The sequence below is a fragment of the Paenibacillus liaoningensis genome (genome assembly GCF_059609455.1).
Genome location: NZ_JCAALU010000004.1, coordinates 242,776 through 266,770 on the forward strand (window position 1 = coordinate 242,776; position 23,995 = coordinate 266,770).

Here is a 23,995-nt window from a genome sequence, read left to right on the forward strand (position 1 = left end):
TCAACAGGAGCAGAGCGGCCGTACAAGCCTTTTTTGTGCTCGTATTACAGTTGCTGGGAGATCGGCTGTCGCATTTTCGCTACAGTATGTTTCCCTGCAATCAGAGCTGCGCAGCAGCGTCTGTATGCTCTTCACTCGCTTCTTCCACCGCTTTATGCGGAGGGACGAAGCAATGGCGGCAGCGGGGCTCGTAGCTCTCCGTATCGCCGATTAAAATGACTGGCCCCAGCGTCGCTGGCTGGCCGTTAATGACGCGCTGCGTGAACGCTGCGTTCGCATCGCCGCATACTGCGCAGAAGGAAGTCAGCTTTACGATTTCGTCTGCAATGGCAAGCAGCCCGCCGATATAGCCGAAGGCTTTGCCGCGGTAATCCATGTTAAGGCCGTCTACAATGACCTGTTTGCCGTTATAGGCAAGCTCCTCTACAAGAGGGATGATCGTTTTGGAGAAAAACTGCACCTCGTCGAAAGCGACGACGTCGGCATGCTTCGTATCCTGCAAAATGCGCTCCGCCATCTCGGGCGTAAGCTCCTTCGGAATGTTGAAGGCTGGCAGCCGGTAGCCAATGCGGCTTACAATTTCCTCGCTGCTGAACCGATTATCTTCCGCAGGCTTATACGCTCTTACTTTTTTGCGGCCATATTGCAGCAATTTATGACAGCGCCGTATGAGCTCGCCGGATTTTTCCGAGAACATTGGGCCAATAATGACCGTAATCCAACCTCTATCCATATGGCCTATTTCTCCCTTACACTTGAGTCCATGTGTGCCTGTATCATTTTAGCAGGATTACCCTGCGATGCAATGTGAAGGATGTATGCTTTTTGAATTGCTTTATCAAAAATTATTCTCGAAGCGCGTCCTTCAAACGGCTGTTCATGGAAGTGCCTGCGGCTGCCCCACGTGCAGCAGCGAGCCGCCATTTTTTAACTTCCTGCTTCAAGCGATCGTTCTCTGCCGCTAATAATTCGATGCTTTCCAGCAGCTCGGGATTCGTATATCCGGCATCCTTAAATAGCTTATGCACTGCCTCGCGGAGCTGTTCAGGCGTTAAAATTTCGTTCATATTAACCTCCGTATCAATTAAAAATGACTCTACCACATCATATCCGTATCTGTTAAAATAGTCGAGTGGCCTAAAACCGGGTCTCATAGATAGGCGTATTTTTTCATTTGACTCCACCTATATATTGATGTAGAATCAAATTCAGCAACTACATCTTGTTGTGTAGCACGGAAATCGACACTTTAAGTCTACTAGCGCATTTGACGCTTTTTCAGGGTCAGAAGCGCTTTTCTATTGCTGATATCCGGTAGGGGAGAGAGAAATATATGCTGGTTGTCTATGATTCCAAGACGGGCAACGTCAAAAGATTTATCAACAAATTGAATATGCGCGTTATGCCGATTGAAGAGCAGGAAGCGGTCCAAGAGCCGTTCGTTCTCATCACGTATACAACAGGTTTCGGACAGGTGCCAGAACGGGTCATGTCGTTCCTGAAGCGCAACAGCAAACATCTTCGCGGCGTATCCGCCAGCGGCAACCGCAATTGGGGAACGGGCTTTGCCAAAAGCGCAGATACGATTGCCGAGCTATACAATGTCCCTGTTATTTCTAAATTTGAGTTGTCCGGAACGAAATACGATACGGAAAACTTTGTTGAAAGGGTGCGAACCATTGAAGCATATTGAGTTGAATAATGAGCTGATGCAGCGCGGAGCTGACGGCTTTTACCAGTTGGACAAGGATAAAGAGGCAGTAGCAGCATTTATGGAGGAAGTTGAGCAGAAGAGCGTGAAGTTCGCCTCGCTCCAGGAGAAGCTTGACTACTTGATCGGCAATGACTACTACGATAACGTTTTTGACCATTATACATATGAGCAAGTTGAGGCTGTATTTGATTTAACGGCAAACAGCAGCTTCCAGTTTCAGTCGTATATGGCAATTTCCAAATTCTACAAAGACTATGCCATGAAAACGAACGACAAGCTGCAATATTTGGAGCAATATCCAGACCGCGTTGCGATTGTTGCGCTTCATTTGGGCGAAGGCGACGCAGCGAGAGCGCTGCGCATTGCTGAAGCGATGATTGAGCAGCGGCTGCAGCCGGCAACGCCAACCTTCCTTAATGCGGGCAAAAGCCGCCGCGGCGAGATGGTATCCTGCTTCCTGCTGGAAATGGACGATTCGCTCAATTCCATCAACTATGTCATTGGCACGTGCATGCAGCTGTCCAAAATCGGCGGCGGCGTAGCGGTCAACCTCTCGAAGCTGCGCGGACGCGGCGAGCCAATCAAAGGCGTCGAGGGTGCGGCGAAAGGCATTATGCCTGTCCTTAAGCTGATGGAGGATGCATTCTCCTATGCTGATCAAATGGGACAGCGCAAAGGTTCTGGCGCAGGCTATTATAATATTTTTGGCTGGGACGTTATTGAGTTCCTCGATTGCAAAAAAATTAACGCCGATGAGAAAACGCGGATCAAAACGCTGTCGATCGGCCTTATTATACCGAACAAGTTTTATGAGCTTGCTGCGCAAAACAAGCCGTTGTACGTCTTCGGACCACATTCCGTCCACAAAGCCTATGGCAAATATTTGGACGATATGGACATGGATGAAATGTACGAGGAGCTGCTTGCGAACGATTTAGTGAAAAAGAAAATCGTCATGAACGCACGCGACATGATGACCAAGATCGCTTCGATCCAGCTGGAATCCGGCTATCCGTACATTATGAACAAATCGAATGCGAACCGCGTTCATGCGCTTAAAGATGTGGGCGGCGTCAAGATGTCGAACCTTTGCACGGAAATTTTCCAACTGCAGGAGACATCGGTTATTAACGACTACGGCACGGATGACCTGATTCAGCGCGATATTAGCTGCAACTTGGCATCGCTGAACATCGTAAACGTCATGGAGCTTAAGAAGATCAAGGAATCGGTTCATGTTGGGATCGAGGCGCTTACGACAGTCAGCGATCTTTCGAAAATCGACAACGCTCCAGGAGTACGCAAAGCGAACGAAGAGCTTCATTCCGTCGGCCTTGGCGCGATGAACCTGAACGGCTATCTGGCGAAAAACCACATCGCTTACGAAAGCGACGAGGCGAAGGAATTCGCAAGCACGTTCTTCATGATGATGAACTACTATTCGCTAGAGCAAAGTATGGAAATTGCCAAAGAACGCGGCGAAACGTTCAAAGATTTTGACCGTTCCGAATATGCGAAGGGCACTTACTTCTCGCGTTATGAAGAGACGGATTTCCGTCCGGTCAGCGCTGCGGTGAAAGCTTTGTTCGAAGGTATGGAAATTCCATCCCCTGAGGACTGGACTGCGCTTAAGGCGAAAGTACAGCAGCACGGCCTTTACCACGCTTACCGTCTGGCTATCGCGCCAACGCAAAGCATTTCGTACATTCAAAATGCGACATCGAGCGTTATGCCGATCGTTGAGCATATTGAGACGCGGACGTATGCGAACTCGACAACTTATTATCCAATGCCGTTTTTGTCGCAGGACAATTTCTTCTATTACAAATCGGCTTACAATATCGATCAGTTCAAGCTTATTGACCTGATTGCAGAAATTCAGCAGCATGTGGACCAAGGCATATCGACGGTTCTGCATGTCAACAGCAACGTGACAACTCGGGAGCTTGCCCGCTTCTACATTTATGCAGCGCATAAAGGATTGAAGTCGCTCTATTACACAAGAACGAAACGTCTATCCGTAGAAGAGTGCACAAGCTGCGCGGTTTAAAAAAAGAAAATAGATTTGCGCAAAAAGATAAGGTTGTGGGGCGGCCGCTCTATGTGCCGTCACGCAGCCTTTTACAAAGGAGCCTAATATATAATGAAGGCAGTTAACTGGAACCGCCCGGATGATGATTTTACGCTGACGTTCTGGCAGCAGAACGTAATGCAATTCTGGACGGACGAAGAAATCCCTCTATCCGATGATAAAATGGATTGGATGGAAATGAGCGATGCCGAGCGCAGCTTATATAAAAACGTGCTTGGCGGATTGACGCTGCTGGATACGATTCAGGGCGGTATTGGCATGCCGAAGATTTTGGAGCATGTGGATGGTTTGCAGCGCAAAGCGGTGCTGTCTTTTATGTCGATGATGGAGCAAATTCATGCGAAATCGTACAGCAGCATTTTCACAACGCTTGCGTCTACGGAGGAGATCGACGAGATTTTCCAATGGGTAGAGAAAAACGAGCAGCTGCAACGAAAAGCGGAGCTTATTTCCTCGTGGTATGAAGGCATTAGCACGAAGCAAGAACTGTATAAAGCAATGGCCGCTTCCGTATTTTTGGAAAGCTACTTGTTTTACAGCGGCTTCTTCTATCCGCTTTATTTGGCAGGTCAAGGCAAAATGACGAGCAGCGGCGAAATTATCGACCTTATTTTGCGTGACGAGAGCATCCATGGCTTGTACGTTGGCGTGCTGGCACAGGAGCTGTTTAACACCTTTACGCCAGAGGAGCAGACTTCGCTTAAGCAGGAGCTGGATCAATTGCTTAACGATCTGTACGAGAACGAGGTTATTTATACCGATTCGCTGTATTCACCGCTTGGTCTGGAGGAAGAAGTAAAAACTTATGTGCGTTATAACGCGAATAAGGCGCTAATGAATCTTGGCTTTGACGGCGTGTTCCCGGATGAGCCGGTCAATCCAATCGTATTCAACGGCATCAGCACCCACACGAAGCAGCATGATTTCTTCTCCAAAAAAGGCAATGGCTACGTACGGACGATTCACGTCGAGCAGCTCAATGACGATGATTTTGTTTTCAATTTCTAAGCCTATTCCTATCATTTATCAAGCATTCGGTTATTGCAACCGAATGCTTTTTTTCATTGATTAATTAACTAAATAGCATGGCCAGAACAATGACGTCGAGAAAATTTTTAGTAGCCTCATGCATTAAGTACTGCCGCAGCACGCCCTCCTGCTGAAAACCAAGCTTTTTCAAAACGTTCAGCGAAGCAGCATTTTCAGGATGGACCTCGGCTTGAATGCGGCGTGCGTGAATATGCTTGTTATTGAAATGCATAACAGCCTGAAGCGCTTCGGACATAATGCCCTGATTCCAATAAGCGGGATTCAGGTCATAGCCTAGTGTGAGCGGATAACGGGGCGCTTCCTCAAACGTCCCTCTTGTCGGCATCAGCATCACCGTTCCCAAAATAGGGGAGCTGTCTTGCAGCGTAATGCCCCATGGAATGAGCTTGCGCTCTGCGTAGGCTTCGTTCCAGGAGTCTATTAGCATTTTGGAGGCTTCAATGGAGTCTGGCCCGGGCCAGTCCAAATGCCGCGTCACCTTCGTATCGGAATAAAAAGCATGCAAATCCTCAGCGTCCTGCACAGCCATTTGGCGCAGCGTTAATCGTTTCGTATGTAGAAAAGGGAATGAGGAAAACAAATCGTCGAAGCCCATGCGGTTCACACGCCTTTTCATAGAGGGTAGGGGAGCGTGCCTATCATATACTAGCTTGCTTAAACGAAAATGAAAAAGCAGCTGCAGCCAGATTGCTTTTATGATATATTAGGCAATACCTAATAATATAAGCTGTTGCCTACATTTATGCACTCATAAAAGGAGGAGAATCATATGCTAGAGTGGATGCTTCGGGAGGTCATGGCAGAGCGGGGCATTTGGTCTGGTGCGGCATTGGCGCGACTGCTTGAGGAGAAAGCGGACTATCGCTTGTCTGCCCCTTCGATTAGTGCGCTGCTCACCGGGCAGCCGAAACAAATGAAGGCGGATACGCTGGATGCGCTTTGCACGGCGCTGGATTGCTCGCCGAGTGTGCTATGGGTGCATACGCCGCCCGCCAAAACGAAAGGAGCTTGACCAAATGACCATTAAAGCTATTTTGCCGTTCGGTGACCCGATATTGCGAAAAAAAGCGCGCCCTGTTGAAGCGGTAGATGCGAGAATACTAAAGCTGCTCGGTGATATGGCAGATACGTTATATGAAAGTGAAGGACGGGCGGGATTAGCTGCTCCCCAGATCGGCATTTTAAGAAGAGTCGTTGTTATGGATTGCGGGGACGGACTGATCGAGCTCATTAATCCTGAAGTTATAGCGATGGAGGGCGAGCAGACGGGAGCGGAGAGCTGCTTGTCATTTCCAGGCTACTACGGGCGGGTGAGCCGAGCGGAGAAGGTTGCGGTGCGCAGCCTAAACCGAGCGGGCGAAAGTATTATTTTTCACGGTGAAGGCTTTCTCGCCCGCTGCATGCAGCATGAAATAGACCATTTGGACGGCGTGCTGTTCATCGACCATATGAAGGAGCGATGGCTGGTGCACGAGCATACCCAGGAACGGATAGAGCTGCTGCCTGTGCTGCAGCTGAGCCATGCTGCCCATTTGGGATAAAGGGCTACCGCTCTCTAGGGCAATCATGTTACACTATTGGCGGGTGAAAGCTCATCCTAACGCAACTGTTCTGACCGATGAAAAGGGGGAATTCGCGTGGACAACTGCTCAATTATTACGAAGCCAACGCTTCATTTAGTAGGGATTAGTTATTGTGGTCCGTATTCTACTTTTCCAGATGAGGCGATTCGCCTGCAAAGCGAGTTTCTAGCCCGCAAGCATGAGCTGAATACCACGTCGAAGGCGCCGCTGCTGTACAGCCCGTATTTTGGCAACGAAGTATTTGCCACTTATTGGGCCTGCTACGAAATGCCGCCGTCAGAGGACGTGCCCGCTGGTATGGTGCAGTTCACCATCCCAACCCATCGTTATGCGATGGTTGCATCAACGAACAAGAGAATTGGAGAAGCCTACGAGCAGCTATTCGCCTGGATGAACGAGCAGGAGCTTGAGAAGCATCAGAGCGCTGTCGCACTTGAAGTCTTTTATATTCAGGAGCAGCATTTGGAGGAGGAAGCGGTTGAGCTTCTTATTCCGCTTGCCGATTAGAACAAGCTGTGCCGCACAAATTAGATGCGTTATAATAGGAGAGGAGTCCTCAGCGGGACGCCTCCTTTTTATTTGGTGATTAAACACGAGCAAGAAGGGGACTGAGGCGTACATGGTACCTATTTATATAGTAGATGCATTTACGAGAGAAGCATTTGGCGGCAATCCGGCAGCGGTATGCTTGCTGGAGGCGCTGAGTGATGAACGGTGGATGCAAAAAGTGGCGGCGGAGATGAATTTGTCCGAGACGGCTTTTGTGGCCCCGCGCGAGGGCGGTTATGAGCTGCGATGGTTTACGCCTGCGAGCGAGGTCGATTTATGCGGGCATGCTACGCTCGCTGCAGCTTTCGTATTGTGGAAGACGGAGCGGCTAAGTCCGAATCAGGCGGCAGCCTTTTGGACGAGAAGCGGCGTGCTGACTGTAGAGCTAGGGGAAGATGAGGCGGAAATGACGATGGACTTCCCTTCGGAGCCGCCAGTTCCGGCGAAAGCGCCCGAGGCGCTTATTGAGGGGCTTGGGCTCATTCCGCGATATACGGGACGCAACCGTATGGATTATGTCGTTGAAGTAGACAGCGAGCAGACCGTGCGCGCACTGAAGCCGGATTTCTCACAGCTGCGCCTGCTGGATGGGCGTGGTGTTGTTGTGACAGCTCGCGCTGAAGGCCAGGCAGCATACGACTTTGTATCGCGGGCTTTTTATCCGAAAGGGGGCGTGCAAGAGGACCCAGTGACAGGTTCGGCGCATTGCGCACTGGCGCCTTATTGGGCGAAGCGGCTGCGCAAGGACGAGCTGGTCGGTTATCAAGCGTCGGCTCGAGGCGGTTTTGTAAAGGTGAAAAATACAATGGATCGCGTTCAATTAAGCGGACAAGCCGTTCTAATGATGCGCGGTGAGCTGGAGGAGATTTAAGCGATGATGAAGCTAAAATGGCAAAGAGAGCAGAAGCAGCAGCTGATTGAGCAGGTACAGCACTATTTTGAGCTGGAGCGTTCGGAGGAAATCGGCTCTATAGCAGCGGAACAGCTGCTTGACCATATGGTTGCGCTGCTCGGTCCGCATGTCTATAATCAGGCGATTCAGGATGCGAGAAAGACGGTTGTCGAACGAATGCAAGCGATGGAAGACGAGCTGTATGCGCTGGAGAAAAATGTTTCCGCTCCCCGCGGCGGCTCCCGCTAACAAGCCGAAGGAGTGTTTATGCAAGTGGAAATAAGCAAAGCGAATATGAAATACGATATTATTTTGTTTGATATCGACGATACGCTGCTCGATTATGGTCAGGCGGAGGCTCATGCCTTCACAAGCTCCTGTCGGGACTATGCCATTACTCTGGAAGGCAGCGACTACGTAGAACGCTATCGCATGATTAACCAGCAGCTGTGGCTGGATTTTGAGCAGGGCAAGGTGACACTGGAGGAGCTGAAACAGGAGCGGTTTAGACAGCTTTTTGCTGAAAATAATCCTCACATCGCAGCAGATGAATTCAGCGCCTGTTATTTGGACTATTTAGGCGAGGGCAGCTTTCTGATTGAAGGTGCTGTAGAGCTGTGCAGCAGTCTACATGGGCATTGCCGAATGGCGGTTATTACGAACGGCATTCTCGAGGTGCAGCTGTCGCGTATTGGCAAAGCGGGGCTGAATCCTTTTTTTGAGCATATTATCGTATCGGAGGAGACGGGATATCAGAAGCCGCATAAAGGCATTTTTGACTATGCGTTTGCGAAGCTGGGTGCAACTGACCCGTCCAAAATTATCATCATCGGCGATTCCTTGACCTCCGATATGCAGGGAGGCATCAACAGCGGCATTGCTACGTGCTGGTTTAATCCGCACCAGAAGAGCAATATGACCGCGGTTAAACCGGATTTTGAAATTCAGCAGCTGTCTGAGCTCATTTCAATTGTAAATGGATAAATCAAACGACAGATTTTCAGAGGACTGAGGTTCCGCTATTCTGATTTATGAGATGATTTGAGGCTGTATGCGGACAGGAAAGCCGTTATAGCCCTCATTATTCCGTCAAAATGGTCATTGACAGCGCATTAGCGTCTCCTGAGTCCGCAGCCCCTGCCATAACCCTTAATTCGGTTGAAATAGCGGCTGCTGTGTCCGCCAGGACTATGCAAGAAGCTGTCTTTCGGTAGAGGCTCCTATTCATGATGATAAAAATCCAGAAGAGAGTGCCAGGGGAATGGCTGAAAATGGTTATCCTATTTGAATCCTGAAAATGATGATGAAGAACTCTAACGTCAGGCTTAACTACGTGATTACATTGAAACAAAAAAACAGCAGCGGAGTAGGACACAAGTTTCTGCCCTACTCCGCTGCTGTTTTTTGTGCATTTATATCCATTATTTTGTGAAGATTTATCAGAATTAACTTGATTATATTAAAAACGAACGACCTTATATTCATATCTTCCCACCGTAAGCGGGCCAGCGGCAATGGCAGCCTCAGTCAAGGCGTCTACGCCTGCACGCGGCAGTGTAACGGTACCGCCAGCACCATCCATATTAATAATGACCCAGATGACATAGCCATCCCCCTGCCTAGGTGCGACAATGGTGCCTTCGGTAGCTTCAAACCGCAGCGTGACACCCGCTTCATCGGCATAATGCAGCAGCATGCGTCGCAGCATCGCATCCCCTTCATCGCCCTGCGGCATGGAGCCAAGCATGACAAGCTTGCCTTGACCGATGCGGCGCTCGGTAATAAAAGCGGCACCGGGCGTTAGTCCGCTCTGAACGCAGCCGATTGCGGTTGCCCGGCCATCGCTTTCAGAATCGAAAGCGTCGCCGGAGAGGTCGTTGCCTCCCCGTGGCTCAAACACCGAGCTCCACATGCCAAGCGGGGCCTGGAGGCCGAATGCTTGTCCATACGCATTCGTTCCGTCCATCGGATAAACGAACGTAGCCTCCACGCCAGCCAGCTCCTCCAGCTTTCCTAAAGCGGCATCGGTATGCCAAGTATGATGCTCCGTCCGGCCGCCCGTAAGCGGGCCCGCGATCCAAATGCCGCCTTCCCGAACGAAGGCGAGGGCACGGTCGATGTAGTCCGGCGGCAAGTAGGGCATGAATGGCGTAAGCAGCAGCTTGTATCCGCCGAGCTCGCTGCCTTCCATAATTAAGTCGCGATGAATGCCGAGCGCGACCAGCCGGGCATAAAAATCGGTGACGAGCCCGCGATGATTCAGCTTGCGCAGCGGCTCGGTACGCAAGTAGGCTTTGGCGCGATCCGAATAGGTCATCGCTAGCTCAGCCTGCATGGGCGAGGTTGCCAGCAGAATGTCCTCCAGCTCGCGCCGCGCCTGCTCAACCTGCTCGACATTGGCATAGCCAATCGTCTTTTTGCCCCAAGCGCTTACGACTGAGCCATGCGGCTGCTCGCTGCCTGCGTGCTGCTGTCGCCAAGGCCAATAACAGAAGCCTCCCGCGCCCAGTGCATAAGCGGCGACTGCTTCCACCTTCACATAACCATCCGGGTGAGGTGTCGCATAGCTCTCAAGCGAGCCGCTGTAGCTGGCGCTCGTCTCCATAACCCAGAACGGCTTGCCGCGCTTGACGCTGCGCCATAAGTCGCAGTTGATCAAGTAGGCCGGCCAATTGATGCTGGACGCATACGTATCATAGGCGCCGAAATCCAGCTGCTGGAACAGCCGTTCAATATCCACATGGAAGGCGATGCTGCTGTTGTGAGTAATCGGCAGCTCCGAGTGGCGCCGGATGACGGCAATTTGCTCCTCGGCAAATTCCGCAAGCTTCTCCATCGAGAACAGCCGATACATCGTTTGCAGCGATGCATGATGCAGAAACGGCGTTGCGCCCGGCTGTGGAATTTGATCAAAGCGATTATAATATTCGCTCCAAATATGAGTGCCCCACGCTTCATTCAGCTGCTCAATCGTTCCATACCGCTGCTCCAGCCAGCTATGCCACAGCTGCAAGCATCCTGCGCACATGCATTCGGCTACATGCGCCTTGAACTCATTGTCGAGCTGCCAGCCAATCAAACCTGGCAGCCTGCCAAGCTCCTGAGCGAGCTGCTCAATAATGATCGCCGAGCGTCCGCGAAAGTAGGCGTTGTTCGTACACGCATGCTGCCGCGACCCATGTCCCAGCGTCTCGCCTTTCTCATTGACGAACAGCCGCTCCGGATGTCCATGCGATAGCCAAATCGGTGGTGTCGCTGTCGGTGTGCATATGATCGTATCGATTTCATTTTCATACAGCGTCTGGATGATTTCAGCCAAAAACCGAATGTCAATCCGATTTTCCTCAGGCTCCAGCTTGGACCAAATAAATTCGCCCATTCGCACAACATTAATGCCAGCCTGCTTCATTAAAGCCATATCCTCCGCAAGCACATCAGCATTCCAAAGCTCAGGATACAGTGCCGCCCCATGATACAGCTTTCCTTCCAGCGGTCCCTTCATCTAAACTCACGCCTTTCCGTTGATCTTACTTTGTACTTTAATAGGCGCTGCTGCCGACTGGCAATCGGACTTTTTAACAGGGCTAATATTCGGGTTTAATACCTTTTGCACAGGTTTGCACTTTCTTGGCGAAACGCCCAAAAACCCCATAGCAGCGCGGTTCAAGAATGTCTAATTGCGGGAAAATGCGAGCTGCCCGCATACTAAGGCTACACCGCAAATGAGTGAGGCCGATTGAGATTAGTGTGATAAGTGAGGCCAACGACGCGGCAGGACAAAAGTAAACGAATGAAAGCTGGAGGTGAGCGAGGATGAAACAAATGGCGGTTATGCCGGAAGCTGGCAAGCAGCCGTCCCGGGACTATCGTCCAAGCGTGCTGGGGCGGCTTAAGAAAGACAAATGGCTGTACATATTGCTGCTGCCAGGCTTGCTTTATTTTATCGTATTTAAATATGTGCCCATGTGGGGCGTACTGCTGGCGTTCAAAAATTTCCAGCCGTTTACCGGATTTTTGAAAAGCGAGTGGGTGGGAGTGGAGCATTTTAAGCTGTTTTTTGCCAATCCCGAGTTTTTTATGCTGCTGCGCAATACGCTGCTGCTTTCCTTATACAATTTAGTATTTTTCTTCCCGGCACCGATCGTGCTGGCGATATTGATGAATGAAATACGCTTCGCGCTCTTCAAACGCACGGTGCAGACGATGATTTATGTGCCGCATTTCATCTCCATGGTTATTGTGGCGAGTATGACGTATGTATTTTTGACGACGGCCGGAGGCCCAGTCAACGAAGTGCTGGAGCAGTATACCGGGCACAAAATCGAATTTCTCGCCACACCCGAATGGTTCAAGCCGCTGATCATTATGCAAACCATTTGGAAGGAATGCGGCTGGGGAACGATTATTTTTCTCGCTGCGCTTGCAGGTGTAGATATGGAGCAATACGAGGCCGCCACGATGGATGGCGCGAATCGCTGGCGTCAAATTTGGCATATTACGCTGCCGGCAGTGCGCAGCACGATTGTGATTTTGCTTATTTTACGCATGGGCAACATTCTCGAAAATGGCTTTGAACAAATTTATCTCATGCTGAACCCGCTCAACCGGCAGGCGGCAGAAGTATTCGATACGTATGTGTACATGATGGGAATAACCCAAGGCGCATTCAGCTACAGTACCGCAGTTGGGCTGTTCAAATCGCTGATCGGCGTCGTGCTTGTCGTCGGGGCGAACTATTTGGCGAAGCGCTTTGGTCAGTCGGGGCTGTACTAGCTAAAAGCATGGTGAAAAAGGAGTAGCGGAATGAAAAGATTGAACCGGAGAAGCGACAGCGATCGGAGGTCAATCTTTTCATGCAGCGCAGCCTCTTGAACACCAAGATATTATACAGTATGGAAGAAGGGGGCCTTGAAAAAATGGCCAAGCATTACAATACCGTATCCAGCAGAGTGTTTGATACTGCGAATTATATCGTGCTCAGCGTCTGTGCGCTGGCGGCGGTGCTGCCGTTTATTTTCGTCATATCGGGCTCGTTCGCAACCGATGCGGAGCTGACCCAGCGTACGGTGTTTCTCATACCAAGGACGTTTTCGCTGGCGGCATATGAATTTATTTTTTCTACGAATACGATTATGAAAAGCATTGGCGTTTCCTTGTTTATCGCATCGTTCGGGACGCTGGTGAACCTGTTCTTCACGGTCACGATGGCTTATCCGCTGGCACGCCGCAATTTGATGGGCCGCAATGTCGTGCTGAATCTCGTTATTTTCTCGATGCTGTTCAGCGGCGGCATGATCCCAACGTATTTGGTCATTCGCGAGCTGGGGATGCTCGATTCCTACTGGGCGCTGATTATACCGGGGGCGATTAGCGCCTTCAACCTGATCATTATTAAAAACTTTTTCCAGGAGCTGCCGCCGGGGCTGGAGGAAGCGGCCCGCATTGACGGCTGTACGGAGCTGGGGCTGCTGTGGCGCATCGTTTTGCCGCTCTCAAAGCCAGTGCTTGCGACCTTCACGCTGTTTTATGCGGTAGGGCATTGGAATGATTTTTTCGCGGCGCTGCTGTATATAAATGATCCGCAAAAATGGCCGCTTCAAGTGCTGCTGCGTCAAATTGTTCTGCTGTCACAGGCTGCGGCAGGCGACGTTAATGCGATGGACCCGTCTTTCGTCAAGCCGCCCGACCAATCGATCAAGATGGCGGTTATCGTCGTCGGCACCGTGCCGATTTTGCTCGTGTATCCGTTTTTGCAAAAGCATTTTGCCAAAGGCGTGCTGATTGGCTCCATTAAGGGCTAATGGCGAAGGCACGTCAGAGCTGTTTCCTTGAGGCAACACAAACAAGCCGATTTAGCGCGCAAGTAGCTGGCGGTTTGGTATTTTACCATATATGATAAATGATTAAGGGAGGCGTCAGCGATGAGAAAGAAAGAAGGAAAGAGAAAGCGTTTGCTGCCTATGCTGCTCGTTGGTTCAATGGCGGGAGCCGTAATTGCAGGCTGCTCGCAGCAGGGAGGAAATGCGGAAGGCAGTACGGGAGGTTCGTCTGCTGCACCGACTGCAGCAGGTGAGAGCCCGGCAGCCGAGAAGGCGCTGCAGCTCAATATTATGCTGCCGATTTTTAAAACGAATTTCCCGAAGGATGATAGTCCGGTAGCAGCCGAAATCGAGAAACGGACGAATACCGACATTCATTTTGAGTGGGTGCCGAACGCCTCTTATACGGATAAATTTAATATTACGCTCGCCTCGGGCAAGCTGCCGGATATTATGTATGTGCCAGATGTGAAGTCACCGAGCTTCGTTAATGCCGCGAAGTCCGGCGCGTTTTGGGAAATCGGGCCTTATTTGAAGGATTACAAAAATTTGAGCCAGGCGAACCCGGTTATTTTAAACAACTCCTCGGTTGATGGCAAAAATTACGGTCTGTACCGCGGACGCGCCCTTGGTCGCAATGGGGTATTTTTCCGCAAGGATTGGCTCGATGCCGTTGGCCTCCAAACACCGCAAACGATTGATGATTTTTACAATATGCTGAAGGCGTTCAAGGAGAAGGACCCGGACAAAAACGGCAAGGACGATACGTACGGCATGGTCATGGTCAAATGGACGGGACAGTGGGCAAGCGGCTTCGATACGATTAAGCTGTGGTTTGGGTCACCGAACAAATGGGGCGAGCGGGATGGCAAGCTCGTTGTCGATTATGAAACGCCCGAGTATTTGGAAGCGCTTAAATTTATGAAAAAGCTGTACGATGAAAAGCTGATTAATCAGGATTTTGCCATTATGGATTCGGCGAAATGGAATGATCCGCTTGTTAATAATCAGGCTGGCGTCATTGTGGACGTCGTGGACGGCGCGGCGCGGGCCGATGATAAAATTCATGCTGCGCTTGCGGCAGCGGGCAAAGACCAGCCGGATGTGCATTATATGGATGTATTTGGCGGGGTGAAAGGAACGGATGGACAGGTTCATACGCTGCCAACGTCCGGCTTTGCCGGCTTGCTGGCCTTCCCTAAATCGTCCGTTAAAACCGAGGAGGAGCTGAAGCAAATCCTCAAGTTTATGGATCAACTGAGCGAACCCGAAATGCAGACGCTGCTAGGGTATGGCATTGAAAACAAGCATCATACGATCGTGGATGGTGCGCTTGAGCCGAGCAAGGATGCAGCGCTGCTGGAATCCGAGGTTGAGGGGCTCAATCAGATGCTCAGCTTTATTCCAGAGGACAAGTCGACGAAAGTGAAGCAGACGCCGCTGCGCATTAAGCAGACTGAGGTGCAGAAGGAAAATGAACAGCTTATCGTGACGAATCCGGCAGAGCCTTTCATCTCGGATGTTTATACGCAAAAAGGCGCACAGCTGGACAATATTATGAATGATGCCCGGATTAAATTTATCGTCGGTCAAATCGACGAGGCTGGTTTTAAAGACGCGATCAAGCTGTGGAAAACGAGTGGCGGCGATGATCTGAGCAAGGAAATGAACGAGCTGTATGCAGCAAGTAAATAAGAGCTTTTATGAAATATAAGCATTTATAAGTTACACCCTTATAACGGGCTTATATTTCAGCGCGAAACGCTAGCTTTGCCGCCAGAGGACGGCGACAGCCGTTTACGCTTGCCGCGCAAGGCTGATAGCCTGATCGGGCAGGGCAATAGGCAGAGGAACCGCATATAGCAGCGGTCTTCTGTCTATTCCTGTTCCATGCGATTCCATTATATGTAACAAATAAATAAATTGAAGCGTGATTGGCAGGAAATTCAGCCTGCTTAGCGAATGCGTTTACAAAGGGGATTCGTTGCAATCGCCTAATTTTCAGCTAGTGGGTGAGCTCATGATCAAAAGAATGAAAGCCAGGCTTATGCCGGGGGCGGGGAAAGCAGCGGGTCCGAAAGGAAGATTTTATCGCAAAAATCTTATTTTGCTGCTCGTCGTTTGCAGCATTCCGGGACTGATTACCGGGGCGCTCGTTTATTTTTTGGCTGGGGGCATACTGGAGGACCGCTTGCTGGAGCAGCATAATGAGCAAATTAAGCAGCGGGCGCAAAGCATTGACGAGCAGCTGACGAATTTGGAGCTGATGCTGTCGCACTGGGCATTCGATTCCAAATTCGATTATACGCTCGGCAATCGGGACTATGTGCAGCAGTTCGAGAAGGCGCGTGACATTACGAAGACGCTGCTGGTCATGCAAGGCTCCAATACGATGAACAAGCAGGTCGGGCTGTATCTTGGCGGGGATCAGCATGTGCTGTTCGGGCCGGAATATGGCGTGCTGCAAGGAGATGGACAGGCAGAAGCCTATGAAGGGCTGCTCCAATCGGATAAAGTAGCTTATTGGACACAGGTGGCCTTTGACGCGGCTCGTCCGTCCCAAAAAGAGCTGACACTTGTGCATTACGTTCCTGGAGGCAGCTTGCATCCGTTCGGAGCGCTGCTTATTAGGCTTGATAACGACAAGGTTAGCGATATGCTGCGGACGATGACGCCCGGTGAAGGCGGAGAAACGTATTTAATGCAGGATAATGGGGAGCTGTACGCATCCACGAGCGGGAATGACAGGAATTCTGAATTTGTAAGCGCTTTAAACGAGGCGGTTGCTGCTGAGAGCTCGAATAAAGGTTCATTTTTGTTTCGGTTCAGCGAGAGCGGCATGACGTACGCGGTTTCCTATGGCAAGCTGTCACGAATTTCAGACAATTGGACTTATGTATCTGCTTCGCCGATTACGGGCATTACAGAGCCGGTTATGGTCGTCTCGAAAAGCATTGTTGCGGTCAGCCTTGGCGCACTGCTGCTTGCGGCCATTCTAGCGTGGCTTGCCTCGCGCAGCATATATTCCCCGGTCAATCGCCTGATGACGGTGCTGCGGGAGCGAAGCGCGCCAGCAGGCAAGCCGGATTGCGAGTTTACGTGGATCGAGCGGGAGTGGCAGCATTTGCACCGGGAAAGCGAGGAGCTGCATGCGAAGCTTTCGGAGCAGCTGCCTCATGTGAAGGAGAGCTTTCTGCATCAGCTGCTGCAAGGCTATTTGGCGGATTACTCCGAAGGGGAGCTGCTTCGCCGAATGGAGCGTTACAAATGGCAGATAGAGCCGGGCACACATTATATGGTGCTATATATGAAGCTGACCGGCATCGCTAATTTGGAGGGCAAATTCAAATACGGCGATGAGGGGCTGGCGACGTTTGCGGCGGTCAATATGATGGAGGAGCTTGCGGCCACCTATTTTGAGCAGAGCAATACGATTAACTTTCATAATTTGGCAGCGGGCTTGCTCATTATTGTGCCGGAAGGGCGCTCGTATCGCGAGGAGCTGCATGCATTCAGCGAAGCGGCGATGCAGGCGTTCAACCAAATTCTTAATATGCGGGCGACGATTGCGATCAGCCCGGATACAGCGAGCATAACAGAGATTCCGCATTTGTTTGAAGAGACGAAGCATGCGGTCAGCTTCAGGCGCTACGATCAGGAAAATCAAATCATTGATATGGAGCAGCTGGAAGAGCAGGGCAGCGCAGCAGCGGAGCCTGCCTATCCGTTTACGCTGGAGCGGGAGTTTATACAGGCGCTCCGGACGGGGCGTGAAGCAGAGGCTTACGAGCTGCTGGAGCAGTTTCTGCAAGCGTTGTCCAGCGCCGAGGCCAAGGAAATGGATGTGCAGCAGGGCATGCTGCATTTGCTCGGCGCCGTCCAGCATGCGATTATGGTGTCGGGCATCGCCCCGAACCGCTTGTTCAAGGGTGCGAACCGCTACGAGCAGCTGTCGCAAATTCGCGAGCCAGAGCTGCTATTGGACTGGTTCCGCGGCATGATTGCCGCTCCGTTTCTCAGGGAGCTGGGCGAGCGGACGAATGCCCAGGTGAAGCGGCAGATCGAGCATGCGATGCTGTATTTGCAGCAGCATTATATGAGCGATATATCGCTCGACAGCTGCGCGGAGCATATCGGCATGAATCCTTTTTTCCTGAGCAAGTCGTTTAAACAGGTGACGGGTAAAAATTTCATCGATTATTTGACTGGGCTGCGCATGGACAAAGCGAAGGAGCTGCTGCGCGAGTCCGTTCTGAAAATTAATGACGTCGCTGAGCGCGTCGGCTATCAGCACAGCTATTTCAATCGCATCTTCAAAAAGCTGGAGGGCATGACGCCAAGCCGCTATCGCGAGCTGAGCCAAGCGGAGTAGCAAGGCAGGAGCTCTGCAAGAAAAGCAGCAAGAGAAGTAGCTAGGTAGCGGCCGCAATGCTGAAACTGGCATCAACTGCTGCCTATAGCTAAAGCAATAAAGTTCAAGCCTTTGCAAGAAAGTGCAAGCCTTGAAAGGTCCGCATTTGATACCTGATCTAGGTCGCTTAAGTGGCGTTTACTGCAAAAGGATCTTGGAGCAAAAAAGTGTCATTGCCCGCAAACGATCATCCTTCTAGTATAGAAAGCAGCTTAGAAGAAAGAGGTGCTGGCAATGAGTGTCAAGCTTAAATGGCTAGGTAAACAGGCGGCTGCGCCTGTCGGTTTAACATGGGGTGTTCCTTGGAAGGAAGGCGAATTGCTGCGCGGCGATTCGCTTGTTCTGCATAGCGAGGCAGCAGGCATGGAAAAGGTGGCAAGCGCTTCAGCGCTGCCGATGCAAAGCTGGCCTACCGCCTTTTGGCCGGATGGCAGCATCAAATGGTCCGCCCATGCGGCGGTCAGCTCCGGCGCTGCGGACAGCTTTCAGCTGGCTAAGCTGGCAGCGGCAGCAAGGCAGGAGCTTGATAGGGCTGCTGATGCGGCTGCGGAAGGCGAGCAGCCCGTCCTTAAAATCGTGACAACCGATGAGTCGATCATCGTAGATACAGGTGTTATCGTTTGTACGTTCGCGCGAAGCGGCAGGGGAGTCATCCGCAGCATTAAGCGCGGGGAGCAGGAGCTGTGCAGCGGCGGCGATCTGGTGTGCTTGAAGGAAAGCCGTAACCAGCTGCACGGCGCTTTAACGCTGCGCGAGGAGCCGTTTCACGGCTTTGTTCATGCGGCGGCTGTTGAGCAGGACGGCCCGGTCAGGGCGGTCATTAAGCTGACGGGCAAGCATCGCGCGAGCTACAATTTAAGCCAAACGGCTGACCCGAACAGGCCCAATCAGCAAAATGTAGTCAGAGTCAGTCCAAGCAGAGAATGGATACCGTTTACGCTGCGCTTTTATTTGTATGCGGGGCTTGATGCAATTCGCCTTGTCCACACGTTTTTCTATGACGGCAATCCGCATGCGGATTACATAAAAGGGCTGGGGCTGTCGCTCGCTGTACCGATGCGGGGGCCGCTTTACAATCGGCATGCCCGGTTGGCGGGCAATGACGGCGGTTTTTTGCGGGAATCGCCGAAATCGCTGCATACGCGGCGGACGAAAGGCAAATACCGCGAGCTGTTTGAACGGCAAGCAGCGGGGGAAGCCGTTGCTTTTGATGCGGACGAGGATGCTTATTTTCTCGGGCTGCTGGAAAATTCGGCGGTCTGGGATGATTTCAAGCTGGTGCAGCATTCAGCGGATCACTATGTGGCGACGAAACGCACGAAGGCGGAGTGCAGCTGGCTGAAGGCGGGTGAGGGAAGCCGTGCGGAAGGGCTTGCCTATATCGGAAGCGAGGGCGGCGGCCTAGCTGCAGGTATGCGGAATTTTTGGAAAAAGCATCCGGCCTCGCTGGAGCTTCGCCATACAGCTTCGACTTCGGCCGAGCTAAATGTGTGGTTCTGGTCGCCGGATGCGCCGGCGATGGATTTGCGGCATTACGATACACAAACGTATGTGGAATCGGCTTATGAGGGCTCGGAGGAGCTGCGGGCAACGCCGTACGGCATTGCCAATACGAGCGAGCTGACGCTTTGGTGCACGGCGGCAACGCCAAATGAAGAGGGGCTGGCGCATATGCTGGCGGAAATTCAGTCGCCCTCCCAGCTTGTATGCGAGCCGGAGCATTTGCATGAGGCACGTGCCTTCGGCATTTGGAGCTTGCCGGATCGCAGCACCGCTGCAAAGGCGCAGCTAGAGGAGCGGCTGGATGGCATTGTCGCCTTTTATCAGGCTGAGGTGGAGCAGCGCCGTTGGTACGGCTTTTGGGATTTTGGCGATTTCATGCACAGCTATGATCCGGTCCGTCATGTGTGGAACTATGATCTTGGCGGCTGTGCATGGCAAAATTCAGAGCTGGTGCCGAATATGTGGCTGTGGCTTATGTTCATGCGCAGCGGGCGCGAGGATATTTTCCGTTTGGCTGAGGCGATGACGCGGCATACGAGCGAGGTGGATGTGTATCATTTTGGCGAATATGCCGGGCTTGGCTCGCGGCATAACGTGGTTCATTGGGGCTGCGGCTGCAAGGAGGCGCGCATTGCGATGGCGGGGCTGCACCGCTATTACTATTATTTGACCGCCGATGAGCGCATTGGCGATATGCTTGATGAGGTAAAGGACGCCGATTTCAGCACGGTGGTGCTGGACCCGATGCGCGCATATTTTCCAAAAGACGAGCATCCGGCCCATATTCGCGTCGGGCCGGATTGGGCCGCGTTCAGTTCAAACTGGATGACGCGCTGGGAGCGCTTCGAGGATACGGTGTACCGGGATAAAATAGTAACCGGCATTAACAGCGTCAAGCAGGCGAAATATCGGCTCATCTCCGGGCCAACATATGGCTATGACCCGACGACCAATGTGCTTACGCCGTTTGGCGAGGACAATTATGGCCGCCATTTGGCCATATGCATGGGTGCGCCGCAGGTGTGGTTTGAGCTGGCGATGATGCTGAAGGACCCGGAATGGGAAGATATGATGGGTGAGTTAGGCGTTTATTACAACTGGACGCAGGAGCAAAAGGATGAGCTGACGGGCGGGGAAATCAGCGACAGCCGTTTTGAGCATCCGGTCCTCAGCATTGCGATTACCGCTTACGGCGCTTTCCGCCGCCAAGATGCGGCAACGGCAGCCTTTGCCTGGAAAACGCTGCTGGGCAATGCTTTTGCCCGCACGGACTTGCTGGGCGAGGCTGCCCTTGTCCAAAACATCCGCAGTATGAAGGAAATCGATTGGATCAATACGAATGAGGCGTCGCAGTGGTCGCTGAATACGATCATTAGCCTGGAGCTGATCCCAGAGGCGCTGCCTGCTATGGAGTTGGCGCCTCCAGGGACAGGCGGCGATGGCCAGGCCGATCAGATCGGTGCAGCGGCAGAGCAAGGACAGCAGGAGCAAAAGCAGCAGGTTGATGCAGCGGCACAAGCGCAGGCCCGACAGCAGCAGGTCGGTGAAGGAGCAGAAGCGCAGGAGCAAAAGGAGCTGAGCGGGCGATGATACCAGCTCACTGGAAGCTGATCTATGACAATCCGCTGAGCTGTGCGGAGGATATGAACGGTTTCCGCGCGGAGGGGGATGCTGTCCTCTCCTTTCCGCAGCAGCGGCTGCGTCTAGCCAGTGCCCGGGATGCGGCAGAAGGCCAGCAGGCGAACTTTGTATTATGGTGCCCGCATCATTTTCCGGCGGATGTGGCGATTGCTTGGGATTTTCGCCCGATTGCGGAGCCGGGGCTGGCGATCTTGTTTTTTGCAGCGGAGGGGCGCAGCGGGGAGGATTTGTTCGATTGTGCGCTTGCTGCGCGAAACGGCCCCTATGAGCAATATCATCACGGCGATATAAATGCGCTGCATTTGGCTTATTTTCGCAGACGCTGGCCGGAGGAACGGCAGTTCCATACTTGCAATTTGCGCAAAAGCTACGGCTTTCATCTCGTGGCGCAAGGCGCCGATCCGCTGCCGGGGACGGCAGACTGCGCAGAAAGCTATCGCATGCTGCTTGTGAAGCGGGGCGGGAGCATTTATTTTTCTATGAATGAGCTGCCTATTCTGGAATGGAAGGATGACGGCGTAGCTTATGGCCCGCTGCTCGGAGCTGGCAAAATCGGATTTCGGCAAATGGCGCCGCTCGTTGCGGAATATACCAATTTGAAAGTATATGGGGAGGAATGAAGATGCCGTCTATACTGCTTTGTTTTCCACAGGGCAAGCATAAAGCATTGACAATGAGCTATGACGATGGGGTGAGCGCAGATAAGCGCCTCGTAAATATTTTTAACCAGCATGGCATTAAAGGCACGTTTCATATCAATGGCGGGCTGTTCGGCACGGGGCGCAGGCTGACGGAGCAGGAGGCGGTAAAGCTTTACGACGGGCACGAGGTTTCCGCTCATACGCTGACCCATCCGACGATTGCACGATGCCCGGCTGAGCAGATTGTGCATGAGGTGATGGAGGACCGCAAACGGCTGGAGCAATTGTTCGGGTATGCCGTTAGAGGGATGTCTTATCCGAATGGTTCGTTCAGTCCAGCGATTAAGACGATGCTGCCCTCGCTGGGCATTGAATATGCGCGGGTTGTACAGACGACAGGAGGCTTTGGCCTGCCAGACGATTGGCATGAATGGAAGGCGACCTGCCACCATAATGATCGTCTGATGGAACATGCGGAGACGTTTGCGGGACTGCACAAAACGCAATATTTGTATCTCATGTACGTATGGGGCCACAGCTACGAGTTTGATGACCAAGGCAATTGGGAGCTGATGGAGCAGTTTTGCGAGTACATCGGGGGCCGGGATGATATTTGGTACGCAACGAATAAGGAGATTGTTGATTATATAAAAGCGTATGAGCGGCTGCAATTTTCAGCTGCTTTAACGTTTGTGGAAAATCCGAATGCGCAAAGCATCTGGCTTAGCGTAGATGGCGTAAAGCTCGAAGTTGCAGGCGGCAGCCGCGTATCCCTTATAGGAAGCAAGGAGGAATAACGATTATGTCAGGAACGGAATCGGTATATACGCTCGGAAGCATCGACATTAGGGAGGCAGGGCCGCGCTGCAAAATGCTGATCGGCGATTTGGATGGTGATGGCCGCATGGAACTGCTGCTCGTACAGCCGGACAATCGGCAGGATGTTCGCTATATTCCCCATCAGGTACAGTGCCTGACCGCCTATGATTTGCAGGGCAGGCTGCTGTGGCAGCATGGCAAGCCCGATCCAGAGGCAGGCAAACAGGGCTCGGATTATCCCGTACAAATTTATGATTTGGATGGGGACGGCAGGTTGGAGGTGCTATGCATTATGGAGGACCGTTTTTTGCTGCTGGATGGCGCGACTGGGACGGTTAAGGAAAGCTATGACCTGCCGGATCCGCATGCCCATGACTGCATCATCATTGCGAACTTATCAGGCGGCGAGCACGCCTCCGACATTATTTTGAAAGACCGCTACCATAAGCTTTGGGCGCTTAATCGGCATTTTGAGCTGTTATGGACGCATGAGGGCAACCCGGGGCATTATCCATGGGTGTACGATTTGGATGGCGACGGCAAGGATGAGGTAATGGCGGGCTATGATTTGCTGGATGCGGCGGGCAAGCTCCGCTGGAGCTGTACGGATCTGGATGACCATGCCGACTGCATCTGGGTTGGCGATGTGAATGGCGACGGAGAGCCGGAGCTCGTCATTGGCGGCAGCGTTACGGTCATGTACAGCCGCAGCGGCGAGGAGTTATGGCGTTATGAAGGCTCCATTGAATCGCAGCACATCGCACTAGGACGTTTTCGCAGCGACTCGCCTGGTCTGCAAGTGGCCGGGCTCGACCGGCTCGTACGCGAGGATGATGGCAAAGGCCTGAAAGGGAAAGACGCGCTGTTCTTGCTTGATGCCACAGGACAAGAGCTGTGGAAGGAGGACCGCAGTACGGCTGGCTGGCTGACGATCATTGAGACGGTGAGCGTCTGGCGCGAGCAGGCGCCTGACTATATTCTTGGCTACCGCCGTGGGGGCGGCGTATTTCCTGCCCTGTATGACGGTTATGGAGAAGTCGTTGCAGAGTTTCCTATGGAAGGCTACGCGGTACATGCGGATTTGCTAGGAAGCGGGACGGAGCAGGTTGTTATTTATAACGATGAGCTGGCGACTATTTATGCAAGCAAGCCGCTATCGCTAGAACGGACAGCTGGAGCAGGAGAAGCACTGCCGCAGCAGAAACGGCTGTACAGCTCGACGCTGTATCCTGGCGGAGAAGTCGATTTTGACAGGACGGAAAGCGTCGGCTAACTGAATGA

21 protein-coding genes are annotated in these 23,995 nt (G+C 52.1%); 17 read left to right on the forward strand and 4 right to left on the reverse strand.

Annotated elements, in window-relative coordinates; translation table 11 throughout:
• Window positions 1–100: 100 nt before the first annotated feature.
• Entirely contained in the window at window positions 101–733 is a 633-nt protein-coding gene (locus tag AC6B99_RS07210; RefSeq protein ID WP_056041933.1) for a thymidine kinase, read from the reverse strand.
• A 112-nt stretch (window positions 734–845) separates the two neighbouring features.
• Entirely contained in the window at window positions 846–1,067 is a 222-nt protein-coding gene (locus AC6B99_RS07215) for a hypothetical protein (RefSeq protein WP_056041931.1), read from the reverse strand.
• 266 nt (window positions 1,068–1,333) lie between these two features.
• On the opposite strand from AC6B99_RS07215, the gene nrdI reads away from it, so the two are divergent.
• The 3 genes from nrdI to nrdF all read left to right on the forward strand — a co-directional run bounded on the left by nrdI (window position 1,334) and on the right by nrdF (window position 4,814).
• A complete protein-coding gene (gene nrdI, locus AC6B99_RS07220; RefSeq protein WP_056041929.1) occupies window positions 1,334–1,693 on the forward strand; it encodes a class Ib ribonucleoside-diphosphate reductase assembly flavoprotein NrdI in 360 nt (119 codons plus the stop codon).
• Window positions 1,680–3,764: a class 1b ribonucleoside-diphosphate reductase subunit alpha gene (gene nrdE / locus AC6B99_RS07225; protein ID WP_056041927.1), complete on the forward strand. Its 2,085-nt coding sequence runs from the start codon at window positions 1,680–1,682 to the stop codon at window positions 3,762–3,764. Before nrdI ends, nrdE begins: the two co-directional genes overlap by 14 nt.
• 93 nt (window positions 3,765–3,857) lie before the next feature.
• Window positions 3,858–4,814: a class 1b ribonucleoside-diphosphate reductase subunit beta gene (nrdF, locus tag AC6B99_RS07230; protein WP_494862039.1), complete on the forward strand. Its 957-nt coding sequence runs from the start codon at window positions 3,858–3,860 to the stop codon at window positions 4,812–4,814.
• A gap of 64 nt (window positions 4,815–4,878) precedes the next feature.
• Here the strand turns inward: nrdF and AC6B99_RS07235 are convergent, their stop codons facing one another.
• Window positions 4,879–5,451 (reverse strand): GNAT family N-acetyltransferase, encoded by a 573-nt coding sequence (locus AC6B99_RS07235; protein ID WP_494862037.1) that lies wholly within the window; start codon window positions 5,449–5,451, stop codon window positions 4,879–4,881.
• Window positions 5,452–5,625: 174 nt separating this feature from the next.
• Between AC6B99_RS07235 and AC6B99_RS07240 the strand changes: the two genes are divergently transcribed.
• The 6 genes from AC6B99_RS07240 (at window position 5,626) to AC6B99_RS07265 (ending at window position 8,864) form a co-directional block, all read left to right on the forward strand.
• The gene (locus tag AC6B99_RS07240) at window positions 5,626–5,868 is read left to right on the forward strand and encodes a helix-turn-helix domain-containing protein (protein WP_056041921.1); all 243 of its coding nucleotides are present in this window, start codon (window positions 5,626–5,628) and stop codon (window positions 5,866–5,868) included.
• A gap of 4 nt (window positions 5,869–5,872) precedes the next feature.
• On the forward strand, window positions 5,873–6,397 hold the full coding sequence (gene def / locus AC6B99_RS07245; protein ID WP_494862033.1) for a peptide deformylase: 525 nt from the start codon (window positions 5,873–5,875) through the stop codon (window positions 6,395–6,397).
• Window positions 6,398–6,493: 96 nt separating this feature from the next.
• Window positions 6,494–6,946, forward strand: a complete 453-nt coding sequence (locus AC6B99_RS07250) for a GyrI-like domain-containing protein (protein WP_430162988.1) — start codon at window positions 6,494–6,496, stop codon at window positions 6,944–6,946.
• A 112-nt stretch (window positions 6,947–7,058) separates the two neighbouring features.
• Window positions 7,059–7,859, forward strand: a complete 801-nt coding sequence (locus AC6B99_RS07255) for a PhzF family phenazine biosynthesis protein (RefSeq protein ID WP_056041915.1) — start codon at window positions 7,059–7,061, stop codon at window positions 7,857–7,859.
• Between the two features lie 3 nt (window positions 7,860–7,862).
• Complete coding sequence (locus tag AC6B99_RS07260) at window positions 7,863–8,129, forward strand: DUF2164 domain-containing protein (RefSeq protein ID WP_056041912.1); 267 nt, start codon at window positions 7,863–7,865, stop codon at window positions 8,127–8,129.
• 45 nt (window positions 8,130–8,174) lie between these two features.
• Window positions 8,175–8,864: a YjjG family noncanonical pyrimidine nucleotidase gene (locus AC6B99_RS07265; RefSeq protein ID WP_494862327.1), complete on the forward strand. Its 690-nt coding sequence runs from the start codon at window positions 8,175–8,177 to the stop codon at window positions 8,862–8,864.
• Window positions 8,865–9,339: 475 nt separating this feature from the next.
• On the opposite strand, the gene AC6B99_RS07270 is transcribed toward AC6B99_RS07265, so the two are convergent.
• A complete protein-coding gene (locus tag AC6B99_RS07270; protein WP_496663093.1) occupies window positions 9,340–11,382 on the reverse strand; it encodes a beta-galactosidase in 2,043 nt (680 codons plus the stop codon).
• Between the two features lie 329 nt (window positions 11,383–11,711).
• Between AC6B99_RS07270 and AC6B99_RS07275 the strand changes: the two genes are divergently transcribed.
• The 8 genes from AC6B99_RS07275 (at window position 11,712) to AC6B99_RS07310 (ending at window position 23,987) form a co-directional block, all read left to right on the forward strand.
• Window positions 11,712–12,653, forward strand: coding sequence for an ABC transporter permease (locus AC6B99_RS07275; RefSeq protein WP_235533315.1), 942 nt, complete (start codon window positions 11,712–11,714; stop codon window positions 12,651–12,653).
• A gap of 143 nt (window positions 12,654–12,796) precedes the next feature.
• Window positions 12,797–13,681, forward strand: coding sequence for a carbohydrate ABC transporter permease (locus AC6B99_RS07280; RefSeq protein ID WP_056042092.1), 885 nt, complete (start codon window positions 12,797–12,799; stop codon window positions 13,679–13,681).
• Window positions 13,682–13,801: 120 nt separating this feature from the next.
• On the forward strand, window positions 13,802–15,394 hold the full coding sequence (locus AC6B99_RS07285; RefSeq protein WP_494862027.1) for an extracellular solute-binding protein: 1,593 nt from the start codon (window positions 13,802–13,804) through the stop codon (window positions 15,392–15,394).
• A gap of 325 nt (window positions 15,395–15,719) precedes the next feature.
• Window positions 15,720–18,071, forward strand: a complete 2,352-nt coding sequence (locus AC6B99_RS07290) for a helix-turn-helix domain-containing protein (protein WP_494862026.1) — start codon at window positions 15,720–15,722, stop codon at window positions 18,069–18,071.
• 273 nt (window positions 18,072–18,344) lie between these two features.
• Window positions 18,345–21,203: an exo-rhamnogalacturonan lyase family protein gene (locus tag AC6B99_RS07295; protein WP_496663094.1), complete on the forward strand. Its 2,859-nt coding sequence runs from the start codon at window positions 18,345–18,347 to the stop codon at window positions 21,201–21,203.
• Window positions 21,200–21,874, forward strand: coding sequence for a DUF1961 family protein (locus AC6B99_RS07300; protein WP_494862022.1), 675 nt, complete (start codon window positions 21,200–21,202; stop codon window positions 21,872–21,874). The genes AC6B99_RS07295 and AC6B99_RS07300 overlap by 4 nt, the downstream gene beginning before the upstream one ends.
• 2 nt (window positions 21,875–21,876) lie before the next feature.
• Window positions 21,877–22,692 carry a polysaccharide deacetylase family protein gene (locus AC6B99_RS07305; protein ID WP_056041898.1) on the forward strand — a complete coding sequence of 272 codons (816 nt, stop codon included), beginning with the start codon at window positions 21,877–21,879 and terminating at the stop codon, window positions 22,690–22,692.
• Window positions 22,693–22,697: 5 nt separating this feature from the next.
• Complete coding sequence (locus AC6B99_RS07310; RefSeq protein WP_496663095.1) at window positions 22,698–23,987, forward strand: rhamnogalacturonan lyase family protein; 1,290 nt, start codon at window positions 22,698–22,700, stop codon at window positions 23,985–23,987.
• Window positions 23,988–23,995: the final 8 nt, after the last annotated feature.

Excerpts from the sequence above, each read along its gene's own strand:
- AC6B99_RS07240 (WP_056041921.1), top strand. The coding sequence starts at position 5,626 with ATGCTAGAGTGGATGCTTCGGGAGGTCATGGCAGAGCGGGGCATTTGG.
- AC6B99_RS07290 (WP_494862026.1), top strand. The coding sequence starts at position 15,720 with ATGATCAAAAGAATGAAAGCCAGGCTTATGCCGGGGGCGGGGAAAGCA.
- AC6B99_RS07280 (WP_056042092.1), top strand. The coding sequence starts at position 12,797 with ATGGCCAAGCATTACAATACCGTATCCAGCAGAGTGTTTGATACTGCG.
- AC6B99_RS07270 (WP_496663093.1), bottom strand. The coding sequence starts at position 11,382 with ATGAAGGGACCGCTGGAAGGAAAGCTGTATCATGGGGCGGCACTGTAT.
- nrdF (WP_494862039.1), top strand. The coding sequence starts at position 3,858 with ATGAAGGCAGTTAACTGGAACCGCCCGGATGATGATTTTACGCTGACG.
- AC6B99_RS07260 (WP_056041912.1), top strand. The coding sequence starts at position 7,863 with ATGATGAAGCTAAAATGGCAAAGAGAGCAGAAGCAGCAGCTGATTGAG.
- nrdI (WP_056041929.1), top strand. The coding sequence starts at position 1,334 with ATGCTGGTTGTCTATGATTCCAAGACGGGCAACGTCAAAAGATTTATC.
- AC6B99_RS07295 (WP_496663094.1), top strand. The coding sequence starts at position 18,345 with ATGAGTGTCAAGCTTAAATGGCTAGGTAAACAGGCGGCTGCGCCTGTC.
- AC6B99_RS07210 (WP_056041933.1), bottom strand. The coding sequence starts at position 733 with ATGGATAGAGGTTGGATTACGGTCATTATTGGCCCAATGTTCTCGGAA.
- AC6B99_RS07265 (WP_494862327.1), top strand. The coding sequence starts at position 8,175 with ATGAAATACGATATTATTTTGTTTGATATCGACGATACGCTGCTCGAT.
- AC6B99_RS07275 (WP_235533315.1), top strand. The coding sequence starts at position 11,712 with ATGCCGGAAGCTGGCAAGCAGCCGTCCCGGGACTATCGTCCAAGCGTG.
- def (WP_494862033.1), top strand. The coding sequence starts at position 5,873 with ATGACCATTAAAGCTATTTTGCCGTTCGGTGACCCGATATTGCGAAAA.
- AC6B99_RS07215 (WP_056041931.1), bottom strand. The coding sequence starts at position 1,067 with ATGAACGAAATTTTAACGCCTGAACAGCTCCGCGAGGCAGTGCATAAG.
- AC6B99_RS07235 (WP_494862037.1), bottom strand. The coding sequence starts at position 5,451 with ATGGGCTTCGACGATTTGTTTTCCTCATTCCCTTTTCTACATACGAAA.
- AC6B99_RS07255 (WP_056041915.1), top strand. The coding sequence starts at position 7,059 with ATGGTACCTATTTATATAGTAGATGCATTTACGAGAGAAGCATTTGGC.
- AC6B99_RS07305 (WP_056041898.1), top strand. The coding sequence starts at position 21,877 with ATGCCGTCTATACTGCTTTGTTTTCCACAGGGCAAGCATAAAGCATTG.
- AC6B99_RS07310 (WP_496663095.1), top strand. The coding sequence starts at position 22,698 with ATGTCAGGAACGGAATCGGTATATACGCTCGGAAGCATCGACATTAGG.
- AC6B99_RS07285 (WP_494862027.1), top strand. The coding sequence starts at position 13,802 with ATGAGAAAGAAAGAAGGAAAGAGAAAGCGTTTGCTGCCTATGCTGCTC.
- AC6B99_RS07300 (WP_494862022.1), top strand. The coding sequence starts at position 21,200 with ATGATACCAGCTCACTGGAAGCTGATCTATGACAATCCGCTGAGCTGT.